We start from the raw sequence: 17,259 nt of genomic DNA on the forward strand, positions 1-17,259 counted from the left end.
TTACTGCAGTTTATTTCAATATTAGAAAGAATTTATCGAATAAAGACGATAATTGCGTATAGTCTTTTCAAAAACTATGTTCGCTTTAGTGTTTCCGTTTGAAATTTACTGCACTCTTCCTCTTCTTAATTCAAATACAGAATAGAACCACAAGTTTTGATTTAGTAATCCATTATTTACATCATAAAGCCTTTCTCTTTTTAAAATAACTTGTACAACACTTGAATCTCTATAATTAAAGCTAACATTAGCTCGAAGTGCTATATAATCTCTTACAAGTACTTTATTTAAATCGCTTTTTTGTTTTATATCAATTCTATCCAAAACTTTAAAGCTATGAGTATTTTCTATAATTTTTTTCGCAACAGGTAATAATAACCAAGAAGCTATAATCCTCTGATTACCTCTGCCTGCTCTTGTAATATGCTTCCATCCCATACCATTAATGTAGATTTTCCCTAGTTTTTTATGATTATAAACACCTTGATTTCTCCATTTTTTATAATAATCCCATGCAGATGACTTTAAACTAATTTTTGAACCTAAGTGTATAGGCAACCCTTCACTACTATTAATAAAAATATCTTCTAATGTAACATCTCCTAGATACCCCCTACATAGCACATGAAAATCACCTTTAGTCTTTAAACTAATCTTATTCTTTTTAGGTACTAAAATGAGTTGTTTATTAGTTGTGCAATAACTCTCCTCCTTTTTTAAGTCTACCCAATACATAATTGGTTCATATCTATGTGGTTGACGAACATCATAATTATCAGCATCTACAAAAATAAGGATGGATGGGCTTGGCACTATATTCCAACGTTCCCTATGATTTTGGATATACTCCTCGCCAACTTGTATCCCTATATGCTCAGGGTCTTTTCGTCTAACTACTTTATAACCACCAGTTGTTCCACATTTTATTTGTACAAAAATAATTCCACCTGTCTCTTTTGCAGAACCACTCCCTTTCCTCATGATAATCATGCCATCAAATGCATTGTCATTTTTAGCATCATAACCTTGCCATCCACACATAAATTGTGTTTCGACTAATGAAGTAACTGTAGTTACACCTAAGTTATCTAAAATTCTTTTATCAATAGACATAAAAAAGCCCCACCTAAGTGGAGCTTTTATAAACTACTTTAACTTAACTATCAATCAATTAAGATTAAGCTAATTGAGCAGCAGCAATTTTTTTGGTATCGATGTCTTTAGCAGCATCTGTATACTCGCTCATCTTGTCGAAGTTCAAGTATTGGTAGATGTCAGCAGACATACTGTCGATTTGAGCAGCGTACTGTTGGTATTCTTCTGGAGAAGGTAATTTACCCAATACAGCAGCAACAGAAGCAAGCTCAGCAGATGCTAGGTAAACGTTAGCACCTTGACCTAGACGGTTCGGGAAGTTACGAGTAGATGTAGACACACAAGTAGTGTTTGGAGCTACACGTGCTTGGTTACCCATACACAGTGAACAGCCTGGCATTTCTGTACGAGCGCCAGCTTTACCATAAGTATTGTAGAAACCTTCTTCCATCAATTGGTGTTCGTCCATACGAGTTGGAGGAGCCAACCATAGACGAGTAGATAAAGAACCACCAGGTACTTTGTCTAGAAGTTTACCAGCTGCACGGAAGTGACCGATGTTAGTCATACAAGAACCGATGAATACTTCATCAATTTTTACGCCTTGAACGTCAGAAAGAAGTTTTGCATCATCTGGGTCGTTCGGGCAGCAAAGAACTGGTTCTGTGATTGTAGAAAGGTCGATTTCATACACTTTAGTGTATTCAGCGTCAGCATCAGCTTTAAGAAGTGATGGGTTAGCCAACCATTTTTCCATGTTCTCAACACGGCGCGCCATAGTACGAGCATCGCCATAGCCTTGTGAAATCATCCACTTCAGCATAGTGATGTTAGAACGTAGGTATTCAGCAACTTTCTCTTCAGAAAGAGTGATCGCACAACCAGCAGCAGAACGTTCAGCAGAAGCATCAGAAAGTTCGAATGCTTGCTCAACAGTCAGGTCAGTTTCCATTTCTGTCAGGTCAATCTCAAGGATACGGCCAGAGAAGATGTTTTTCTTACCTTTCTTCTCTACAGTCAGGTCACCTTCTTGGATCGCTACATAAGGAATTGCATGTACTAGGTCACGTAGAGTGATACCAGGCTGCATTTTACCTTTGAACTTCACAAGAACAGACTCTGGCATATCAAGTGGCATAACACCAGTTGCTGCAGCGAATGCTACAAGACCAGAACCCGCTGGGAATGAAATACCGATTGGGAAACGAGTATGTGAGTCACCACCAGTACCAACAGTATCTGGAAGAAGCATACGGTTTAACCAAGAGTGGATAATACCGTCACCTGGACGTAGAGAAACACCACCACGGTTCATGATGAAATCAGGAAGCGTGTGTTGCATTTGAACGTCAACTGGTTTTGGATACGCAGCTGTGTGACAGAAAGATTGCATTACCAGGTCAGCAGAGAAGCCTAGGCAAGCCAAGTCTTTCAGTTCGTCACGAGTCATAGGACCAGTTGTATCTTGAGAACCAACTGTAGTCATGCGTGGTTCACAGTAAGTACCTGGACGGATACCTTGACCTTCAGGAAGACCACAAGCGCGACCAACCATCTTCTGAGCAAGGGTGAAGCCTTTGCCAGTGTCAGCAGGTTGTACTGGAGTACGGAACAGAGTCGAAGGCTCAAGACCAAGCTCTTCACGTGCTTTAGTTGTCAAACCACGACCAATGATCAGGTTAATACGACCACCCGCACGAACTTCGTCTAAAAGTACTGGAGTTTTAAGGTCAGCTTCAGCGATTTGAGCGCCGTCTTTGAACGCAGTTACTTTAGCAGCAGCCTTGTCGATTTTAAGAGTGATTTCATCACCCATGTTCATGTTTGCTACGTCGATTTCAACTGGTAACGCACCAGCGTCTTCCATAGTGTTGAAGAAAATCGGAGCAATTTTAGAACCTAAGCAGTAACCGCCTTCTTTCTTGTTAGGAATGTGAGCGATTTCGTCACCGAAGAACCAAAGTACAGAGTTAGTTGCAGATTTACGAGAAGAACCTGTACCAACAACGTCACCTACGTAAGCAACTTTGTTGCCTTTCGCGATGAGGTCTTTAATTTGGTTTAATGGACCAACTTCACCAGGAACTTCTGGGTTGATGCCATCACGTTCGTTTTTCAGCATTGCATTTGCATGCAATGGAATATCTGGACGGCTCCAAGCGTCTTGTGCTGGAGACAAGTCATCAGTGTTAGTTTCGCCAGTTACTTTGAAAACTGTCAGTTTGATTTCTTCTGGAACGTCTGCACGGCTTGTGAACCATTCAGCGTCAGCCCATGATTGAAGAACAGCTTTTGCATTTGCATTACCTGCACGTGCTTTATCAGCTACGTCATGGAACGCATCAAATACAAGAAGCGTTTTTTTCAAAGCTTCAGCAGCAAGACCACCAAGCTCTGCGTCTTCTAGAAGTTCAACTAAAGGAGCAACGTTATAACCACCAAGCATAGTGCCCAGTAAGTAAACCGCACGTTCTTTAGAAACTAGTGGAGAAGTCGCTTCGCCTTTTGCCAATGCAGCTAAGAACGCAGCTTTTACGTATGCAGCTTGGTCAACACCCGCTGGAACACGGTTTTCAAGCAAGTCAACTAAGTATGCTTCTTCACCAGCTGGGGGATTTTTTAATAATTCAACTAATGCAGCAGTTTGAGCATCATCAAGTGGCTTCGGTGGGACTCCGAGTGCGGCACGTTCTTCAACGTGTTGGCGGTAAGCTTCTAGCACGGTGTTATTCCTCTTTTTTAAAAAATTACCTGTGAATTCCTGCTTTATAAAAGCTTCACAAATAATATGGACTCTAAAATTTTACTAAAATTCCAGTTAAAAGTTAATGCAAGTACAGTGTTTCTTTGTGATGCTCATTATTTTATAACTAAATGATGCTTATAAAGATCATTCAATAATCAAATCATCATCGCCTTGCATAATTTAAGTACAGATATGGCAACTTTTAACCAAATTTGACGCATAAAAAAGGCAACATCGATGTTGCCTGATTTACTTAGAAAAAGATACTACACCTTAGTGGACTGTCGTTGAGTTCAAATATTGCTGAAAAGCGTCCCGACAACCCTCAAATTTTAATTCGCATTGATCTTCATAAGTCTGACTATGGTTGTTGCTGGCAAAGGAAATCTCGACCAGACAGCGTTTTTTGTCTTGCTCCAAGATCTGCTTAATTACGACCTTGTCTCCTACACTCAGGACATAGCGTCCGCCACCGATAATCGCCAATCCTTTTTCATCTTCTAACAGCAGATCTGAGTGATATAAATACTTCACGACGTCCATATTATTGTTCTCCTCAAGGCTTTGGAGTTAAATTCATTATTCAATATAAAGATAAGCATTTCTATATTTTAGATTTAGCAATTGTCACAAATTATATTTGATATTGCTTAGGCTATTTTTATTATTAGAAGAATATTCTTATATCTATAAAACGCCATTTATTTTTAATAAAGATTCCCTAGTTTGCTTTATTTAGATATAAAAAAACCGTTCCTTAGAACGGTTTGTAATCTGGCATTTTATCATGTGGTGTGGCGATACATTTTTCAGTAAATTCAGCGCGGACTTTCTCACGGGCTGCATCTACATCGGTCTTAATTTCCTGTTCCGGAAGTGCATAGACTTCATCGATAATATTCAGGATAAAACCGCGAGTGATGTCATCATCGATCTTGTTGGCATGCTCAACAGCCTTTTCTTTCTCGATCGCATTCTGACGATCCAGCATAATGGTTCGTGCAGCATTCCCCACACTACGACAATAGCCATGCCACTGCTCTTCAGGGGTTAAAGGTTTTTTCTCTGCACAGCCGACCAGAGCAACCATCAGCGATAAAGCAAATAACTTTTTCATGAATTTCTCCTTCCGAGAGGCACTATAAGAGATCAGCGCAGATTTGTCATTTAAAATGAAATTTCTACCTATTCTTATTGATACTGCCTGCTCGAAAGTAGCATTTCATATCTTAACCACAGCTGGCCTGAACTACTTTCTTAGTGGCTGGATCTACAGTGACCGTCACGCGCTCTTCACGATAATCCATAGTGACAGGCTGGCCAGGTGCAACCATGCGTACCATTTGAGCTTTGGTTTTCTCTTTGATTTGCGCTTCAGTTAAATTGGATTGGCCAACCAGCGCAGCTGCCTGATCAGCGATACATTTAGGCTGGTTTGCTCGGAAATATTCCCATTCTTCGACCACTTGCCCATTTTTTATATGACAATAGCCCACTTGCCCATTAGTTTCATTACGGATTTCCAGCTTTCCACCCTGATTGATACAATAGGCACTCGCTGGATTGGCTGTTCCTAATGACGCAGAGTTTGAATCAGGCGACTGGGTTGTACTACAACCAGCAAGGAGGATGGATGCAAATAATCCGGACAAACCAGATAAAATTATTTTTTTCATGAGCGGTATTCTTCTAAAGGAATTCGCCTTTAATGTAGCATATTCCATTTATAGCGTCAGATCTGAAAAGGCTTGAGTGTTTGTAATTCTGTAAAAAGCGGCAGGATCATTTTTTAATATCATTAGGTTTAACCCCATTTAAGTTCTCACTATTTCCTATGATTTATATCAATCAATAATTAGCTTTTAAAAGTAATCTCTTTCTTAAACTAACTAAAATTTAGATTTAGTTAAATATTGGAATGGCTTTAAGATGACAATGTCATTACATTATTATACAAAGTGTTTATCACCCTTCATCAACCAAGCATTACTCTAATATTTTGTTTTTAGATCATTAAATTAATTATTTCCCAGTTTCTTTGTCCTAGCCTTTTTATGCACGAAGCTTGATGTTTGTACTAGCGGCCATATTGATTTAATATTTGATTGAATTTTAAACTTTATCTCGGCATGCAAGACGATCTCCAGCTTTCTTTAAAAGAATACCTTTCTACGGTTCAGGAAGTGGTTAAAATCACTTTCGATACACCGGTGTGGGTCAAAGCTGAGATTCGAAATTTAAATATCAAAGCTGGCCATTACTATCTGGAACTGGCAGAGAAAGATCCTGACAATGATCAGGTCATTGCCAGTTGCCGGGCCACCATCTGGAAATTTGCTGCGCAGAAAATTGTGACGCAATTTGAACGTGAAAGTGGTATTGAGCTAAGCCGGGACCTTAAGGTTTTAATCAAAGTCAAAGCCAGCTTTGATCCGCAATATGGGTTTTCCCTAAATATTACAGAAATTGATTCTGGATATACCTTGGGAGATATAGCCCGACGTTATCAGCAGATTGTAGAAAGACTGACAACCGAAGGTCTGATTAATCGCAATAAAAATCTCCCTACACCTTTTGACCTAAACCGGATTCTGGTGATTGCTCCAGAAAAGGCTGCCGGTCTGGGCGATTTCAAGAAAGATGCTGATGCTTTACAAAAAGCTCAGGTATGCGAATTTATCTATCACAGTGCGACCTTTCAGGGAAATACGGCACCGCAAAGCATCATGCAAAGCTTGGCACAAGCTTTAAAGCAGTGGGCACAAACGTATCATCACGCGCCTGATCTGATCGTGATCATTCGTGGCGGTGGCGCAGTCAATGATCTGGCTTATTTGAATGACTATGCGCTGGCTGCCCTGCTCTGCAAACGTTCAGTTCCCGTCTGGGTTGGTATTGGTCATGAAAAAGATCGGACGATTCTGGATGAAATCGCTCATCGTTCTTTCGACACACCGAGCAAGGTGATTGCTGGAATTCGCAATCATGTCGTCGAGCTGACGCAAGAAGTTATAAATAACCTGCAAAGCATCCAGCGACTTTCTCAACAGCAAATTCAGGCTTATCAAAACCAGAATGAGCAATATTTAAAACTAATCCAAAATCTGGCCAATCACCAGATTGTGAATGCCTTGCAACGTTTAGAGCAGCTCAAGTCCAATACTTCTAACCTTGCCCAGCAACAGACCCAACTAATTAATCAGCAGCTAGATGCCCTGATGCGGGCAACACTACTGCAAAATCCCAAACATGTTTTGTCCAAAGGCTATGCCATTGTGCGCCAGCAAAAATACGTGGTTCGTTCAATTCATCAAATTGATGTGCAACAACCCGTTCAGGTTGAATTACACGATGGCCTATTTTCAGCACAACTTACGCAGGTAACTCCCCATGAGTCATGATACTTTGAGCTTTCAGGAAGGCTATGACATCTTGAAAAAGAATGCTGAATTACTTGAATCTCAGCAAGAACCAGATATTGATAATTTGATGAAAATCGTTGAAGAGTCTATGCAGGCGTATAAAGCCTGTAAATCCCGAGTGGAAGCCGTTCAGAATGCACTGAACGAGACCTTTAAGGATTAATTTTATTGAATACCTTAAATCAGTATAGCTTGATGATTTAAATGCTTAGGCTATTTTAAAATCTCTTGCCTATAAAAAAGCCCTCATTTAGAGGGCTTTTTATTAGCTTAGAACCGCCAGTTATAGAATAAGTCAATTGCACGCTCTAAAGATTGACTGGCTTCCAGATATAAACGCTGATTCATTTGATAACGTAAAGTCAACTTGTTTACTGGGGTAAATACGCCAACCCCATAACGGATATATAAGTCTGGCGTAATATAACCGGTTACAGACACCTGAGTATCATCCCCGGTTCCCTGTGCATCCAGTGCCAGACCGCTCAAGCCAAAGCTACGGCCAATCTGGTTGGTCAAGGCACGCGTACCGCCTAAGCCCAGACTGATCCCTGCGGCTGCAATGGTGTTATTTACATCAGATCTGAAACCTTCTGCCTGACTCAAGCCTGAAGCCCCTTCATTAATACGACCAGTAATCAGGGCATTCAACGCTTCCTGTTCAGACAGGCCAGCATCATTATAAATTTGAATGGCAGGACTTGAGGCTGTACCAGTGACACGTACACCCACCGTGCTACCTTGAATGGATTTATTGGCATCAATATCCAGGGTTGGATTCGACAACGGGCCATTGAAACGTGCAATTGCACGGTTCAGATCCAGACTTTGTCCATAAGCTTCAATTTTCACCCGTTGTGATACCCCGATCGCACCATTGGCACGCATCGCAGATTCCAGACCACGTTGTGTCAGATTGACACGACCTAAGAGTGGAATACGGCTGTCAAAGCCCTGGAAGATCACCTGATTTCCTAACGACACTGCAACATCTGCGCGAATATCCCATGGACGTGCCGCTTTCAGAATGGCGAGCTGGTCATCTCCCTCACGTACTACGCGTACGTCAGAAGACAAGCCCACAACAGGTTCAGACGCTTCAGGCATAGAAATCAATGCACGAGGAACATCGACCTTACCACTCAAGCTCAATTTTTTATTGAACGGATACATATCCAGGGTCAGATCAGGCGTAACCACCGCAGTAATCAGCGGTGCCTGGCGAATCAGCAGATTTTCACCCTGAAGTTTGAGCTGTACGCGAGGATCACCTTTCCAGTCTACAGAACCAGTTAATTTACCAGCACCACGACCACTATTAAATGCACCATTAATAGTCGCGGTATTTTGACGGACTGATGAATAGAGCTGCACATTGGTTAGATTGACTGGTAATGAAATCATGCTGATCGCCCCGTCCTTAACCCGAATTTCACCCTCAAGTAATGGATCGGTTAACGTTCCGCTAATTTTACCTGCATACGACAGGGTACCATCCAGATTACGCACATCCTGAATGAATGGCTTAAAGACCTTCAGCTGAACCTGGTTAAAGGCAATCTCGCCACGCATTGGTTTATTGTCACGATATGGATCAATAATTACATTGGCATAGCCTGTACCAATATCCGGCGTTTTCACATCCAGACGAATCTGTAATCCAGCGGCCACGCTTTTTGCGACCAGCCCCACTTCATCATATTTTAAAGTCGAGCCTAAATATTCCGGATCATCAGAAGATAAGCCGATCACCCCATTGCGGGTTACCAGACGAGCATCAATTTTCGGTTTAGCACCTTGTGCCCAAGCTGCCTTGGCATAACCATTCACTTTACCGGTTAATGCTATGCCTTCTGGCAGGAAGGCACTAAAGTCAGCCAGATCTAGGTTACGGGTAATAAATGAAGCACTACCTCGAGTTTTATTGACTCGAATTGGCTGGTCAAAGCAAAGTTGACTTTGCTGACTCATCCAACAATGAGCGCCAACAAACAGATCCGACTGTGCAGTGTTATAAATTACAGCTGCATTTTGACGCTGCACCAGATGAGTACGCAGTGAGTCGAAATCACCGCGCTGGATCTGGCCTAACCAATTATTTTGTGCATTAAAACCACCTGCCAGCTGAACAAAAAATTTAGACAGCTTGTTTTCAGCCTGAACTTGTAGCACATGCGCGGCGCGCGTTCCAGCTAGTGAAACTTCACCACGTACAATCTGTCTATTGCCACTACGCAACTGATCCATGGTCGCAGTCAATAAGGTCGGTGTGGTTTGTGAAGTCGGCAACTGACCGCGTACCCGAATCTTGTCTACGCTAAATAGGTTCTTGAAGGCAAAATTATCCACTGCTAGATTCGCAGTTGCTTGTAAACGCGGTTGTGCTTGCATATTAATGTAGCCTTGTACCCGGCCTCTTAATCCTGGATAAAGCTCATATAATGCCGGTGCATTCACTTTCAGTTGCAAATTCTGCGCATTACCTGTGGCCTGTATCTGATTGCTGGCATAAGACAGGAACAGGTTATTGGCTTCAAACTGTTGCGGTACAAAACCACGCTGCTTGGAGTCAATCAATACAGCCAGATTACCCTTACCGCGTACCGGTTTATTATTCAACATACCTGCCAGATTTAAGCGTTGAATCTGGACACGCTTCACTGCATCCGACCAGACACCTTGGGTTTGCAGATTGCCAGACAATTCACCTTTAAGCTTGGCATTGAAATACTGAGGTTTAAAACGCACCAGAGAGGCATTTACATTCCAGCCAATACCATTTGCCAGATTCACCTGACCATTGGCATTAATTTTTCCAGCGACCCCATCATGACGCAGTTCCTTGATATTCAGCATATCAGGCGTACCCGACAAGCGTAGTTTTAACAATCCTTGACTGGCCTTGATCTGACTAGCACTTAATGCACCATCATAATTGACCGCATAACTTTTGAATCCGCCACCTGCTTTTTCATCATGGAACAACAAGGCAATATTACTATTACCTGTCAGATGAACGGTTTCATTTTGCGCAGCCAGTCGTCCAGTCAGATCAACACCGCTGAGGTTAATAATCTGCTGATTCGGGCGTGCATAACCACTGGCTTTTACCCGACCATTCAAGCGGTCAATTGGTGAAGCTGCAGCCAGAGTCTGAGTATTCAGGTTCTGGGCATTTAATACTGCGGACCATCTGAGCTGACGTTTTTCTTCTGGCAGTTCAATTCGTGCATTACCTGTTAGACTGCCGGCCTGTCCATTTCCACTATATTTAAAACTTGGAACATTCAGAATATTATTTTTCAGGTTTAGTTGTGCCTGATACATTCCTGTCGGCAACAGCCCTTCTTCATGCTGAGCAACCTGAGTAGCGACATGGATATTCTGCTGGCCTTCGACCAGTACCAGATCAACATCGCCTGATTCACTTTTTAACCAGCCGATATAAGGCACAGCACGATCAATATTTTTCCAGGCCACATCCAGTAACATCGGTTGAGCTTTATTGTCTTTAACCGGCTTCTGATCCAGCTTGATATTCCAGGTTTCATAGCGGTCAAAATCCACCAGTCCTGTTAAATGCAGGCCATTTTCCAGGTTACCGGTAGAGGCAATATTACCGTCCAGACTTGGTGGCAGAAAGTCCTGCACCACCTGTGGAATTCGCTGATGTTTTGGATCAATCCCATTCATGCGACCTGTCAGATCCCAATCCACCCGATCAGCCCAGCCTACAGTACCTGCCAGACTTACCGAACCTTTCATCAGCTGACCATTTAGATCAGTAATATTGAGCTGATTGACCAGATCGGTATACATTACTGCGGTATATTGCCCATTCGGGATATTTTCACCTTCAATATCGGTGCGAACATTCAGATCCAGGCGCTTGGTATTCCCATTAAACTCAGCCACACCATCTTTCGTAAACAGTTTCTGCTCTGTCAGGATTGGCCAGTGATATTGCTTGAACTGGAGTTCACCACGCATGGGTACATTAGGACGCATCGGGTGCAGGACCGCCCAGCCTGTCAGCAAATCTGGAGTGTTGGTCGCGACCCCGGCCTGAATAGTATCCAGTGTACCTCTAGCACGTACTTGAATATCATGAATATTCAGGCTTTCTCTGAGTGAAGGCAGATTTAAAATCCCGCGTGCATCTAGTGGATATTTACCTTCAAACTGCATTTTCCCGGTAGCTTCGCGTACCGACAGATAGCCCATATCCATGCGGGAATCTTCGAAATTCAGCTCGGTACCTGACCATAATGCTTCATTCAGTTCAATATTATAAAAATCAACTGCATTGGTCTGAGTCTTAATCACCAAGTGATCGAGAAGTAAATGATCAACCCGCAATACAAACGGTAAACGAATTGCATTGAACTTGAATGGCTCATCACTTGGCGGATTTTTATTAATAATCTGTAAATTCAGTACATCTGCTTCAGTCAGATGAATTTCTTTTTTGATAATCGCCCGCCAACCCAGCTTGACATCAGCACGGTCAATTTTGACATCGACCGGCTTCAGGGTGACCAGAACATTTTTCAGGATAATCCCGCGCCACAGGTTCCCACCTTCATATTCATAATGAATGATTTCCTGGCGCTGCATCACCTGATCAAGCAGGAATTTACTGCCTTTATCGGTAGAAAACAGGATCGCCAGTACAGACAGCAGAAAAATAAGAGAAAAAAGGACCGACAATAGAATACTTCTAAAGATACGGCGCTTTTTCGGCACAACTTCAGGTTGTTGCTCTTGTTCTGGCTGTGGTTGGTTCTCGACCATGATCTACCCAAATAACTATTTTTTAATTAATAAATGTTTTATAACTGCGAGCCAATAAAGAAGTGCAGACGAATCGGATAATTGTCATCTGACAGTCCGGTCGCCACATCTAAACGAATTGGGCCAATCGGTGAAGCCCAACGAATCCCCAGCCCCGCACCATATTCTGTTGGATTACTAAAATCCTCATTATAGGCATTTCCGGCATCCGCAAATACTGCAGCGCGCCAGCCTTCCCTGAACTGATAATTATACTCCAGTGAAGCCACACCCAAAGCTTGTCCGCCCACTTTAAAGCCTTCAATTTCCGGAGAAAGACTCTTATAGTCAAAACCACGGATACTTTGATCACCGCCACTAAAATAACGCAGGTTATAAGGTACTTTGGCAAAATCTTCAGTAAAGATATAGCCCAGATCCGCACGACCGACAAACTGATGATCGGCATTTTCACCCAATGAATAGATAAAACGCCAGCCTGCATTCACAATCGCCATATCGGCATCAGACAATAAAGCTTCACTTCCCAGCTCAACCTTATAGGTTTGCTTAAAGCCCTTGGTCGGGTTCACCCGGCGATCACTATCAGTACGGGAAACTTCATAACCCACTAGTAAAGACTGCTGTTCATCTTCAGTATTGAATCTGAATGCTTCCGGAATCTGGCTAAAATCAACAGAACCATCCTGCGTCAGACGATCCAGGCGGTAACGCAAACCATAAGTTTGTTGCCAACTGCCACGCGGATTTTTGATAATCCGGTCAGCACCGAGTACCGCGGATTCAATTAACAGGCCATCACCTTGAGCCACACCATCACGTTCTTCACGCTCATAACCGCCCACGATACTGATATAGTCATTAAGTGGATGGTTGTATGGAATATTATAACGACCATCAATTGATTGACGGATTTGTGACAATTCAAGGTTGGCATCAAATGAGTGGCCACGCTTGTTTACGATCGCGCGGCGATATTGTCCACGTAAGCGTGTTCCGGTATCTGTACCATAACCCAGACCGACTTCGGCACTGTTAAGACGGTCAGCATTCAGTGTCACAATCACCGGAATTTTTTTCTCTTCACGAGCCTGAGCCTTTAAACGTTCTTCTTCGTCTTCTTTGGTCTGCTGCTGAACCCGCAAAGTTCTTAAGTTTGGATTTTCTGCATCACGACTACCGGCGAACTGATCTTCATCCACCACATCCTGTGTAACTTCCTGATCGGATGCCGGTGCAGCTTTCTTGGCTACACCTATTTCATCTTCTGAAAACTTCTGTTCTTCTATCAGACTCTGAATATCCGGTGCCAGTTCCAGCTCCCGATCAATAGGATCAGGGCGAATCGCATCCACCAGCGTATAGTTAAAATAACGTGAGTTGGTCAGGTTGTTGGCCAGGCTATTTACACGCCAGAAGGTGTAGTCTGCACCATCTTCCCAGGTAACCAGACTTTCCAGCACATCACGATTCAGTGGAAATTCTTTTTCAGGATCGCTCATCCTGAACTCTACATTACCCAGTTTATAACGCTCACCTGTTTCAAAGCGCAGGTTCACATCGGCTGTATTTTCGGGTTGGGCAATGCGCACATCATGCAAGCGCCAGTACGCATCAAAATAACCATTATTGCTGGCTGCGGTATTAATCCGGTCTTTGGTTTTTTCATAATCCCCATGGTTAAAGATATCACCTTCTTCCTGTTCCGGTAGAAGGCTAATAACCTGGAACTGCGGCTGTTCACCACCTGGGCCACTAAACTCAATATTATGGGTATTGATAATGACCGGCTCATTCGGGGTTACATAAACTCTGACCCGGCTATCTGATAATTTTTCAAATCTGAACTGGGCATTGTAATAACCTACAGCTTGGGCAGCCTGATTGGACAGATTACGGAGTTGCGGTAATGCAGATGAAAAATCTTCAAAGGATTCCTGGGTAAAGCTAGAAAGTTTAGCTTTTACATTATTTCTAAGATTCGTATAACCTTCTGACTGGGCTTTACGATTCAATCCGCCATTGCTTTGTGCAGTACCATTTCCATTCACAATGACCACATCTGCACTGATCCGAGGCAAACTGGCGGTCATAATCTGGCGAGGTGGACGGATTTTATAAAACAGTCGTTTGAAAATATTCGGACGTTTGTCATTTTCAGGCGTTGTTGGTGCAGGCAATTCAGATAAGGTCGCACCGGACTCATTTCTTTGTACAATGATCTGGCTATCGGCCTGAATGGACTGCATAAGCTGATCAACATTCACAGGTGCCTGATTGATTTCAACCAGTTCCTGCTGACTCATGTCATTGACTACGGTTTCAGTTTGCGCTGATTGGCGATAGGCTTGCGCTTCGCGTTTCGCTTCTTCCGCAACCTGATAAATCTCATTGGCCATGCTCTGGTCAATCGTTTGCACCGGCAGGCTTTCTAAATCATCAAACTCAATTGGCTGAAATTCACCCAGAGACGTTCCCATATTCTGCTGCTCTTGCAGCATTTGCATACTATCTACGGTCGAAGTTTCAGGTTCTAAGGCTTCTTCAACTTTTTCTGTCGCTTCAGCTTCGGTCGTAGCTACCCCTTGTCGAACGGCTTCCTGGGATAACTCTTCGATCATTTCTGCCTGAGAGAGTGCTACCGGAGTTTCGGTCTGCTCGGTCTGTGCCATGCCCTGATGCGATAACATCATGAAAAATATACTCATACATAGCCTGGCTCGGCCATGATATGGTACGAGAGACCCCATACTACGATTCAGCATCGTTTGTTTAAATTTTCTCTTTGCGGGCATAGCAAACTCTAAACGAATACATTCTTTAATTGATTATTTGACCGAAAAAGATAAGCTAAAGAACTTAAATTATTGGGTTTTGCCTTTACATGGACGAAAGTATCTTACATGATTTTTCTCAATGTTTACGTATATCTCACATTTCTTAATAAATCTTAATGTAGCACGTCTTATATGAACAACAATGAACATTTGTTAGCGAGCCGCCGCTTTTTACCCATGTTCCTGACCCAGTTTTTTGGTGCACTGAATGATAATGTTTTTAAACAGGCATTATTACTGGTGATTACCTATGGTTGGATTCAGCAACAATCAGCCAGTATTAGCACACTAAATAACCTTGCCGCACTATTGTTCATTTTGCCTTATTTTATTTTCTCTGCGACGGCAGGCCAGATTGCAGACAAATATGAACGTTCCCAGCTGATTCGCTATTTAAAGATTTTTGAAATTGTGATCATGATTCTGGGGACTGTTGGTTTCCTACTCGGTCATTTATGGATTCTATTGTTCGCCCTGTTTTTAATGGGCACTCAATCCACTTTTTTCGGCCCGATTAAATATGCCATTTTGCCTGAAGTATTAAAACCGGATGAATTGATGTCAGGTAACGCACTATTTCAGTCAGGCACTTCATTAGCGATTTTATTCGGTATGATTCTGGGTGGTGCAGTCATTGCTGCTTCTACAGGCAATCTGATCTGGATCAGCCTGACGGTGTTAAGTATTGCCGTGGTTGGCTATCTCTCCAGTCGTTATATTCTGAAGCAGAGTATTCCAGCACTCGAAATCAATATTGACTGGAACTTTTTCCGGACCAGCTTTCAGACCATTAAATATGCTAAAAGTTTACCGCTGGTTTTTTTAATTCTGCTGGGTAACTCCTGGTACTGGTTTTATGGTGCGACTTATTTGACCCAGATTCCACAGCTTACCTTACAAAACCTGCATGCTTCTGAAAATGTTGCCAGTCTGCTTTTAACCTTTTTCTCTGTCGGGATCGGTTTAGGTTCTTATCTATGCCGTAGATTAGGTGGTACTGAGGTCAATATTAAAATGGTTCCTATTGGCGCTATTGGTCTTGTAGTTTTTGCATTGTATCTGGCAGCAAGTCTTGTCTTTGTTCCGGAACGTACTGGTGCTCTACTTGGCTTGGCAGATGTATTCCAGCAAGGCTGGAGCTATTATCATGTGATGCTGGCGGTAACTTTACTGGGCATTAGTGGCGGTTTTTATATCGTGCCGCTGTATGCCATGATGCAAGCGCATTCTCCCCGCTCACATCGTGCACGTGTGGTTGCAGCAAATAACATCCTGAATGCCGTTTTCATGGTATCTTCTGCTATATTCTCAATTATTATTTTAAGCATTTTAGAGTTTGATCTTAAAATACTTTTCTGTATTACTGCTGTGTTGAGTGGCCTGTTTACTTTATGGCTGCTTTATAGATTGAAATCGATGATCAAAACTGCAAAAGCCCCTTTGGAGGATTAATTCATGCGTCAATATACAGGTGTCGATAAGCTTATTCATTCTTTTGACCAGGCATTACGCAGTCTTGTTCCCGGAACGACTTCCTCACAACGGGAAAATCCAGCCAAACCGGTCGAAACTCAGCTTACCGTAAGTGATGCCCGTCATGTGGCTGGTTTAATGCGTGTGAATCATAGTGGTGAGGTTTGTGCCCAAGCGCTTTATCATGGACAGGCATTAACCGCGAAATTACCAAATGTACGTCGGGAAATGGAACAGGCGGCAATTGAGGAGCAGGATCATCTGGCCTGGTGTGAAGACCGCTTACAAGAACTGGATAGCCATACCAGTTTACTTAATCCGGTCTGGTACGGCCTTTCCTTTGGGATGGGTGCAATTGCCGGCATTGCGGGGGACAAATACAGTCTGGGTTTTGTTGCAGAAACCGAACGCCAAGTGAGTATGCATTTACAGCATCATATTAATCAACTGCCCGCACAAGATGAACGCTCACGTCGCATTCTGGAACAGATGAATGAAGATGAATTGCATCACCGTGATACAGCTTTGGCTGCAGGCGGCGTAGATTTACCCCTTCCAGTCAAGATTGCCATGACCGGTATTTCCAAGTTAATGACTAAAACCAGTTATTATATTTAAGTATCAAATGAAGCCCTCTTTTTTGAGGGCTTTTTTATGCTCAAAATAATTAAGGAAAAATAGTTTAAGAACCCTTTTTTTAAATTTTTTATTTATCATTATTTTATATACTATTTTTATTTAATTTCTATTAAAAAAATTATTACCTAACCCGAATCCTGCTTAAGCCGATGACTTCATAATTTGAATTGTTGGCTTATTTTTATGGATCAGTTGATATGCACACAAGGACGCGTAAATCCCTCCTAGAAATCCATGAACACTACGTGCTTTG

General features: G+C 42.5%; 11 protein-coding genes and 1 pseudogene. 4 read left to right on the plus strand and 8 right to left on the minus strand.

What is annotated here, in order from left to right; genetic code table 11:
- Positions 1-105: 105 nt before the first annotated feature.
- From FTV25_RS11465 to FTV25_RS11485, 5 genes are all read right to left on the minus strand, one after another.
- On the minus strand, positions 106-1,113 hold the full coding sequence (locus FTV25_RS11465) for a DUF4365 domain-containing protein (protein ID WP_180003709.1): 1,008 nt from the start codon (positions 1,111-1,113) through the stop codon (positions 106-108).
- Between the two features lie 64 nt (positions 1,114-1,177).
- Complete coding sequence (locus tag FTV25_RS11470; RefSeq protein WP_180003707.1) at positions 1,178-3,817, minus strand: bifunctional aconitate hydratase 2/2-methylisocitrate dehydratase; 2,640 nt, start codon at positions 3,815-3,817, stop codon at positions 1,178-1,180.
- Between the two features lie 297 nt (positions 3,818-4,114).
- A complete protein-coding gene (locus FTV25_RS11475; RefSeq protein WP_004783805.1) occupies positions 4,115-4,384 on the minus strand; it encodes a hypothetical protein in 270 nt (89 codons plus the stop codon).
- A gap of 214 nt (positions 4,385-4,598) precedes the next feature.
- Positions 4,599-4,958, minus strand: coding sequence for a hypothetical protein (locus FTV25_RS11480; RefSeq protein WP_004783806.1), 360 nt, complete (start codon positions 4,956-4,958; stop codon positions 4,599-4,601).
- A gap of 112 nt (positions 4,959-5,070) precedes the next feature.
- Complete coding sequence (locus tag FTV25_RS11485) at positions 5,071-5,517, minus strand: I78 family peptidase inhibitor (RefSeq protein WP_004783808.1); 447 nt, start codon at positions 5,515-5,517, stop codon at positions 5,071-5,073.
- Positions 5,518-5,970: 453 nt separating this feature from the next.
- Between FTV25_RS11485 and xseA the strand changes: the two genes are divergently transcribed.
- The gene (xseA, locus tag FTV25_RS11490) at positions 5,971-7,242 is read left to right on the plus strand and encodes an exodeoxyribonuclease VII large subunit (RefSeq protein ID WP_180003705.1); all 1,272 of its coding nucleotides are present in this window, start codon (positions 5,971-5,973) and stop codon (positions 7,240-7,242) included.
- Positions 7,232-7,426 (plus strand): exodeoxyribonuclease VII small subunit, encoded by a 195-nt coding sequence (xseB, locus tag FTV25_RS11495; protein WP_005235956.1) that lies wholly within the window; start codon positions 7,232-7,234, stop codon positions 7,424-7,426. The genes xseA and xseB overlap by 11 nt, the downstream gene beginning before the upstream one ends.
- Positions 7,427-7,533: 107 nt before the next feature.
- Here xseB and FTV25_RS11500 read toward each other — a convergent pair whose 3' ends face one another.
- Complete coding sequence (locus FTV25_RS11500) at positions 7,534-12,057, minus strand: translocation/assembly module TamB domain-containing protein (protein WP_180003703.1); 4,524 nt, start codon at positions 12,055-12,057, stop codon at positions 7,534-7,536.
- Positions 12,058-12,095: 38 nt separating this feature from the next.
- Positions 12,096-14,852, minus strand: a complete 2,757-nt coding sequence (locus tag FTV25_RS11505) for an autotransporter assembly complex family protein (RefSeq protein ID WP_179993317.1) — start codon at positions 14,850-14,852, stop codon at positions 12,096-12,098.
- A gap of 174 nt (positions 14,853-15,026) precedes the next feature.
- Here FTV25_RS11505 and FTV25_RS11510 point away from each other — a divergent pair, with 174 nt between their 5' ends.
- A complete protein-coding gene (locus tag FTV25_RS11510; protein ID WP_180003695.1) occupies positions 15,027-16,346 on the plus strand; it encodes an MFS transporter in 1,320 nt (439 codons plus the stop codon).
- A gap of 3 nt (positions 16,347-16,349) precedes the next feature.
- On the plus strand, positions 16,350-16,985 hold the full coding sequence (gene coq7 / locus FTV25_RS11515) for a 2-polyprenyl-3-methyl-6-methoxy-1,4-benzoquinone monooxygenase (protein WP_004783823.1): 636 nt from the start codon (positions 16,350-16,352) through the stop codon (positions 16,983-16,985).
- 162 nt (positions 16,986-17,147) lie between these two features.
- Here the strand turns inward: coq7 and FTV25_RS11520 are convergent.
- Positions 17,148-17,259 (minus strand): annotated as a pseudogene (locus tag FTV25_RS11520) (IS982 family transposase); the annotation flags it as partial.

Source organism: Acinetobacter sp. YH12249 (genome assembly GCF_013417475.1).
GTDB lineage: Bacteria > Pseudomonadota > Gammaproteobacteria > Pseudomonadales > Moraxellaceae > Acinetobacter.

What these genes read in the sequence shown, in the direction of transcription:
- FTV25_RS11485 (WP_004783808.1), bottom strand. Translation starts at nt 5,517, where the DNA reads ATGAAAAAAATAATTTTATCTGGTTTGTCCGGATTATTTGCATCCATC.
- coq7 (WP_004783823.1), top strand. Translation starts at nt 16,350, where the DNA reads ATGCGTCAATATACAGGTGTCGATAAGCTTATTCATTCTTTTGACCAG.
- FTV25_RS11475 (WP_004783805.1), bottom strand. Translation starts at nt 4,384, where the DNA reads ATGGACGTCGTGAAGTATTTATATCACTCAGATCTGCTGTTAGAAGAT.
- FTV25_RS11480 (WP_004783806.1), bottom strand. Translation starts at nt 4,958, where the DNA reads ATGAAAAAGTTATTTGCTTTATCGCTGATGGTTGCTCTGGTCGGCTGT.
- xseA (WP_180003705.1), top strand. Translation starts at nt 5,971, where the DNA reads ATGCAAGACGATCTCCAGCTTTCTTTAAAAGAATACCTTTCTACGGTT.
- xseB (WP_005235956.1), top strand. Translation starts at nt 7,232, where the DNA reads ATGAGTCATGATACTTTGAGCTTTCAGGAAGGCTATGACATCTTGAAA.
- FTV25_RS11465 (WP_180003709.1), bottom strand. Translation starts at nt 1,113, where the DNA reads ATGTCTATTGATAAAAGAATTTTAGATAACTTAGGTGTAACTACAGTT.
- FTV25_RS11510 (WP_180003695.1), top strand. Translation starts at nt 15,027, where the DNA reads ATGAACAACAATGAACATTTGTTAGCGAGCCGCCGCTTTTTACCCATG.
- FTV25_RS11505 (WP_179993317.1), bottom strand. Translation starts at nt 14,852, where the DNA reads ATGCCCGCAAAGAGAAAATTTAAACAAACGATGCTGAATCGTAGTATG.
- FTV25_RS11500 (WP_180003703.1), bottom strand. Translation starts at nt 12,057, where the DNA reads ATGGTCGAGAACCAACCACAGCCAGAACAAGAGCAACAACCTGAAGTT.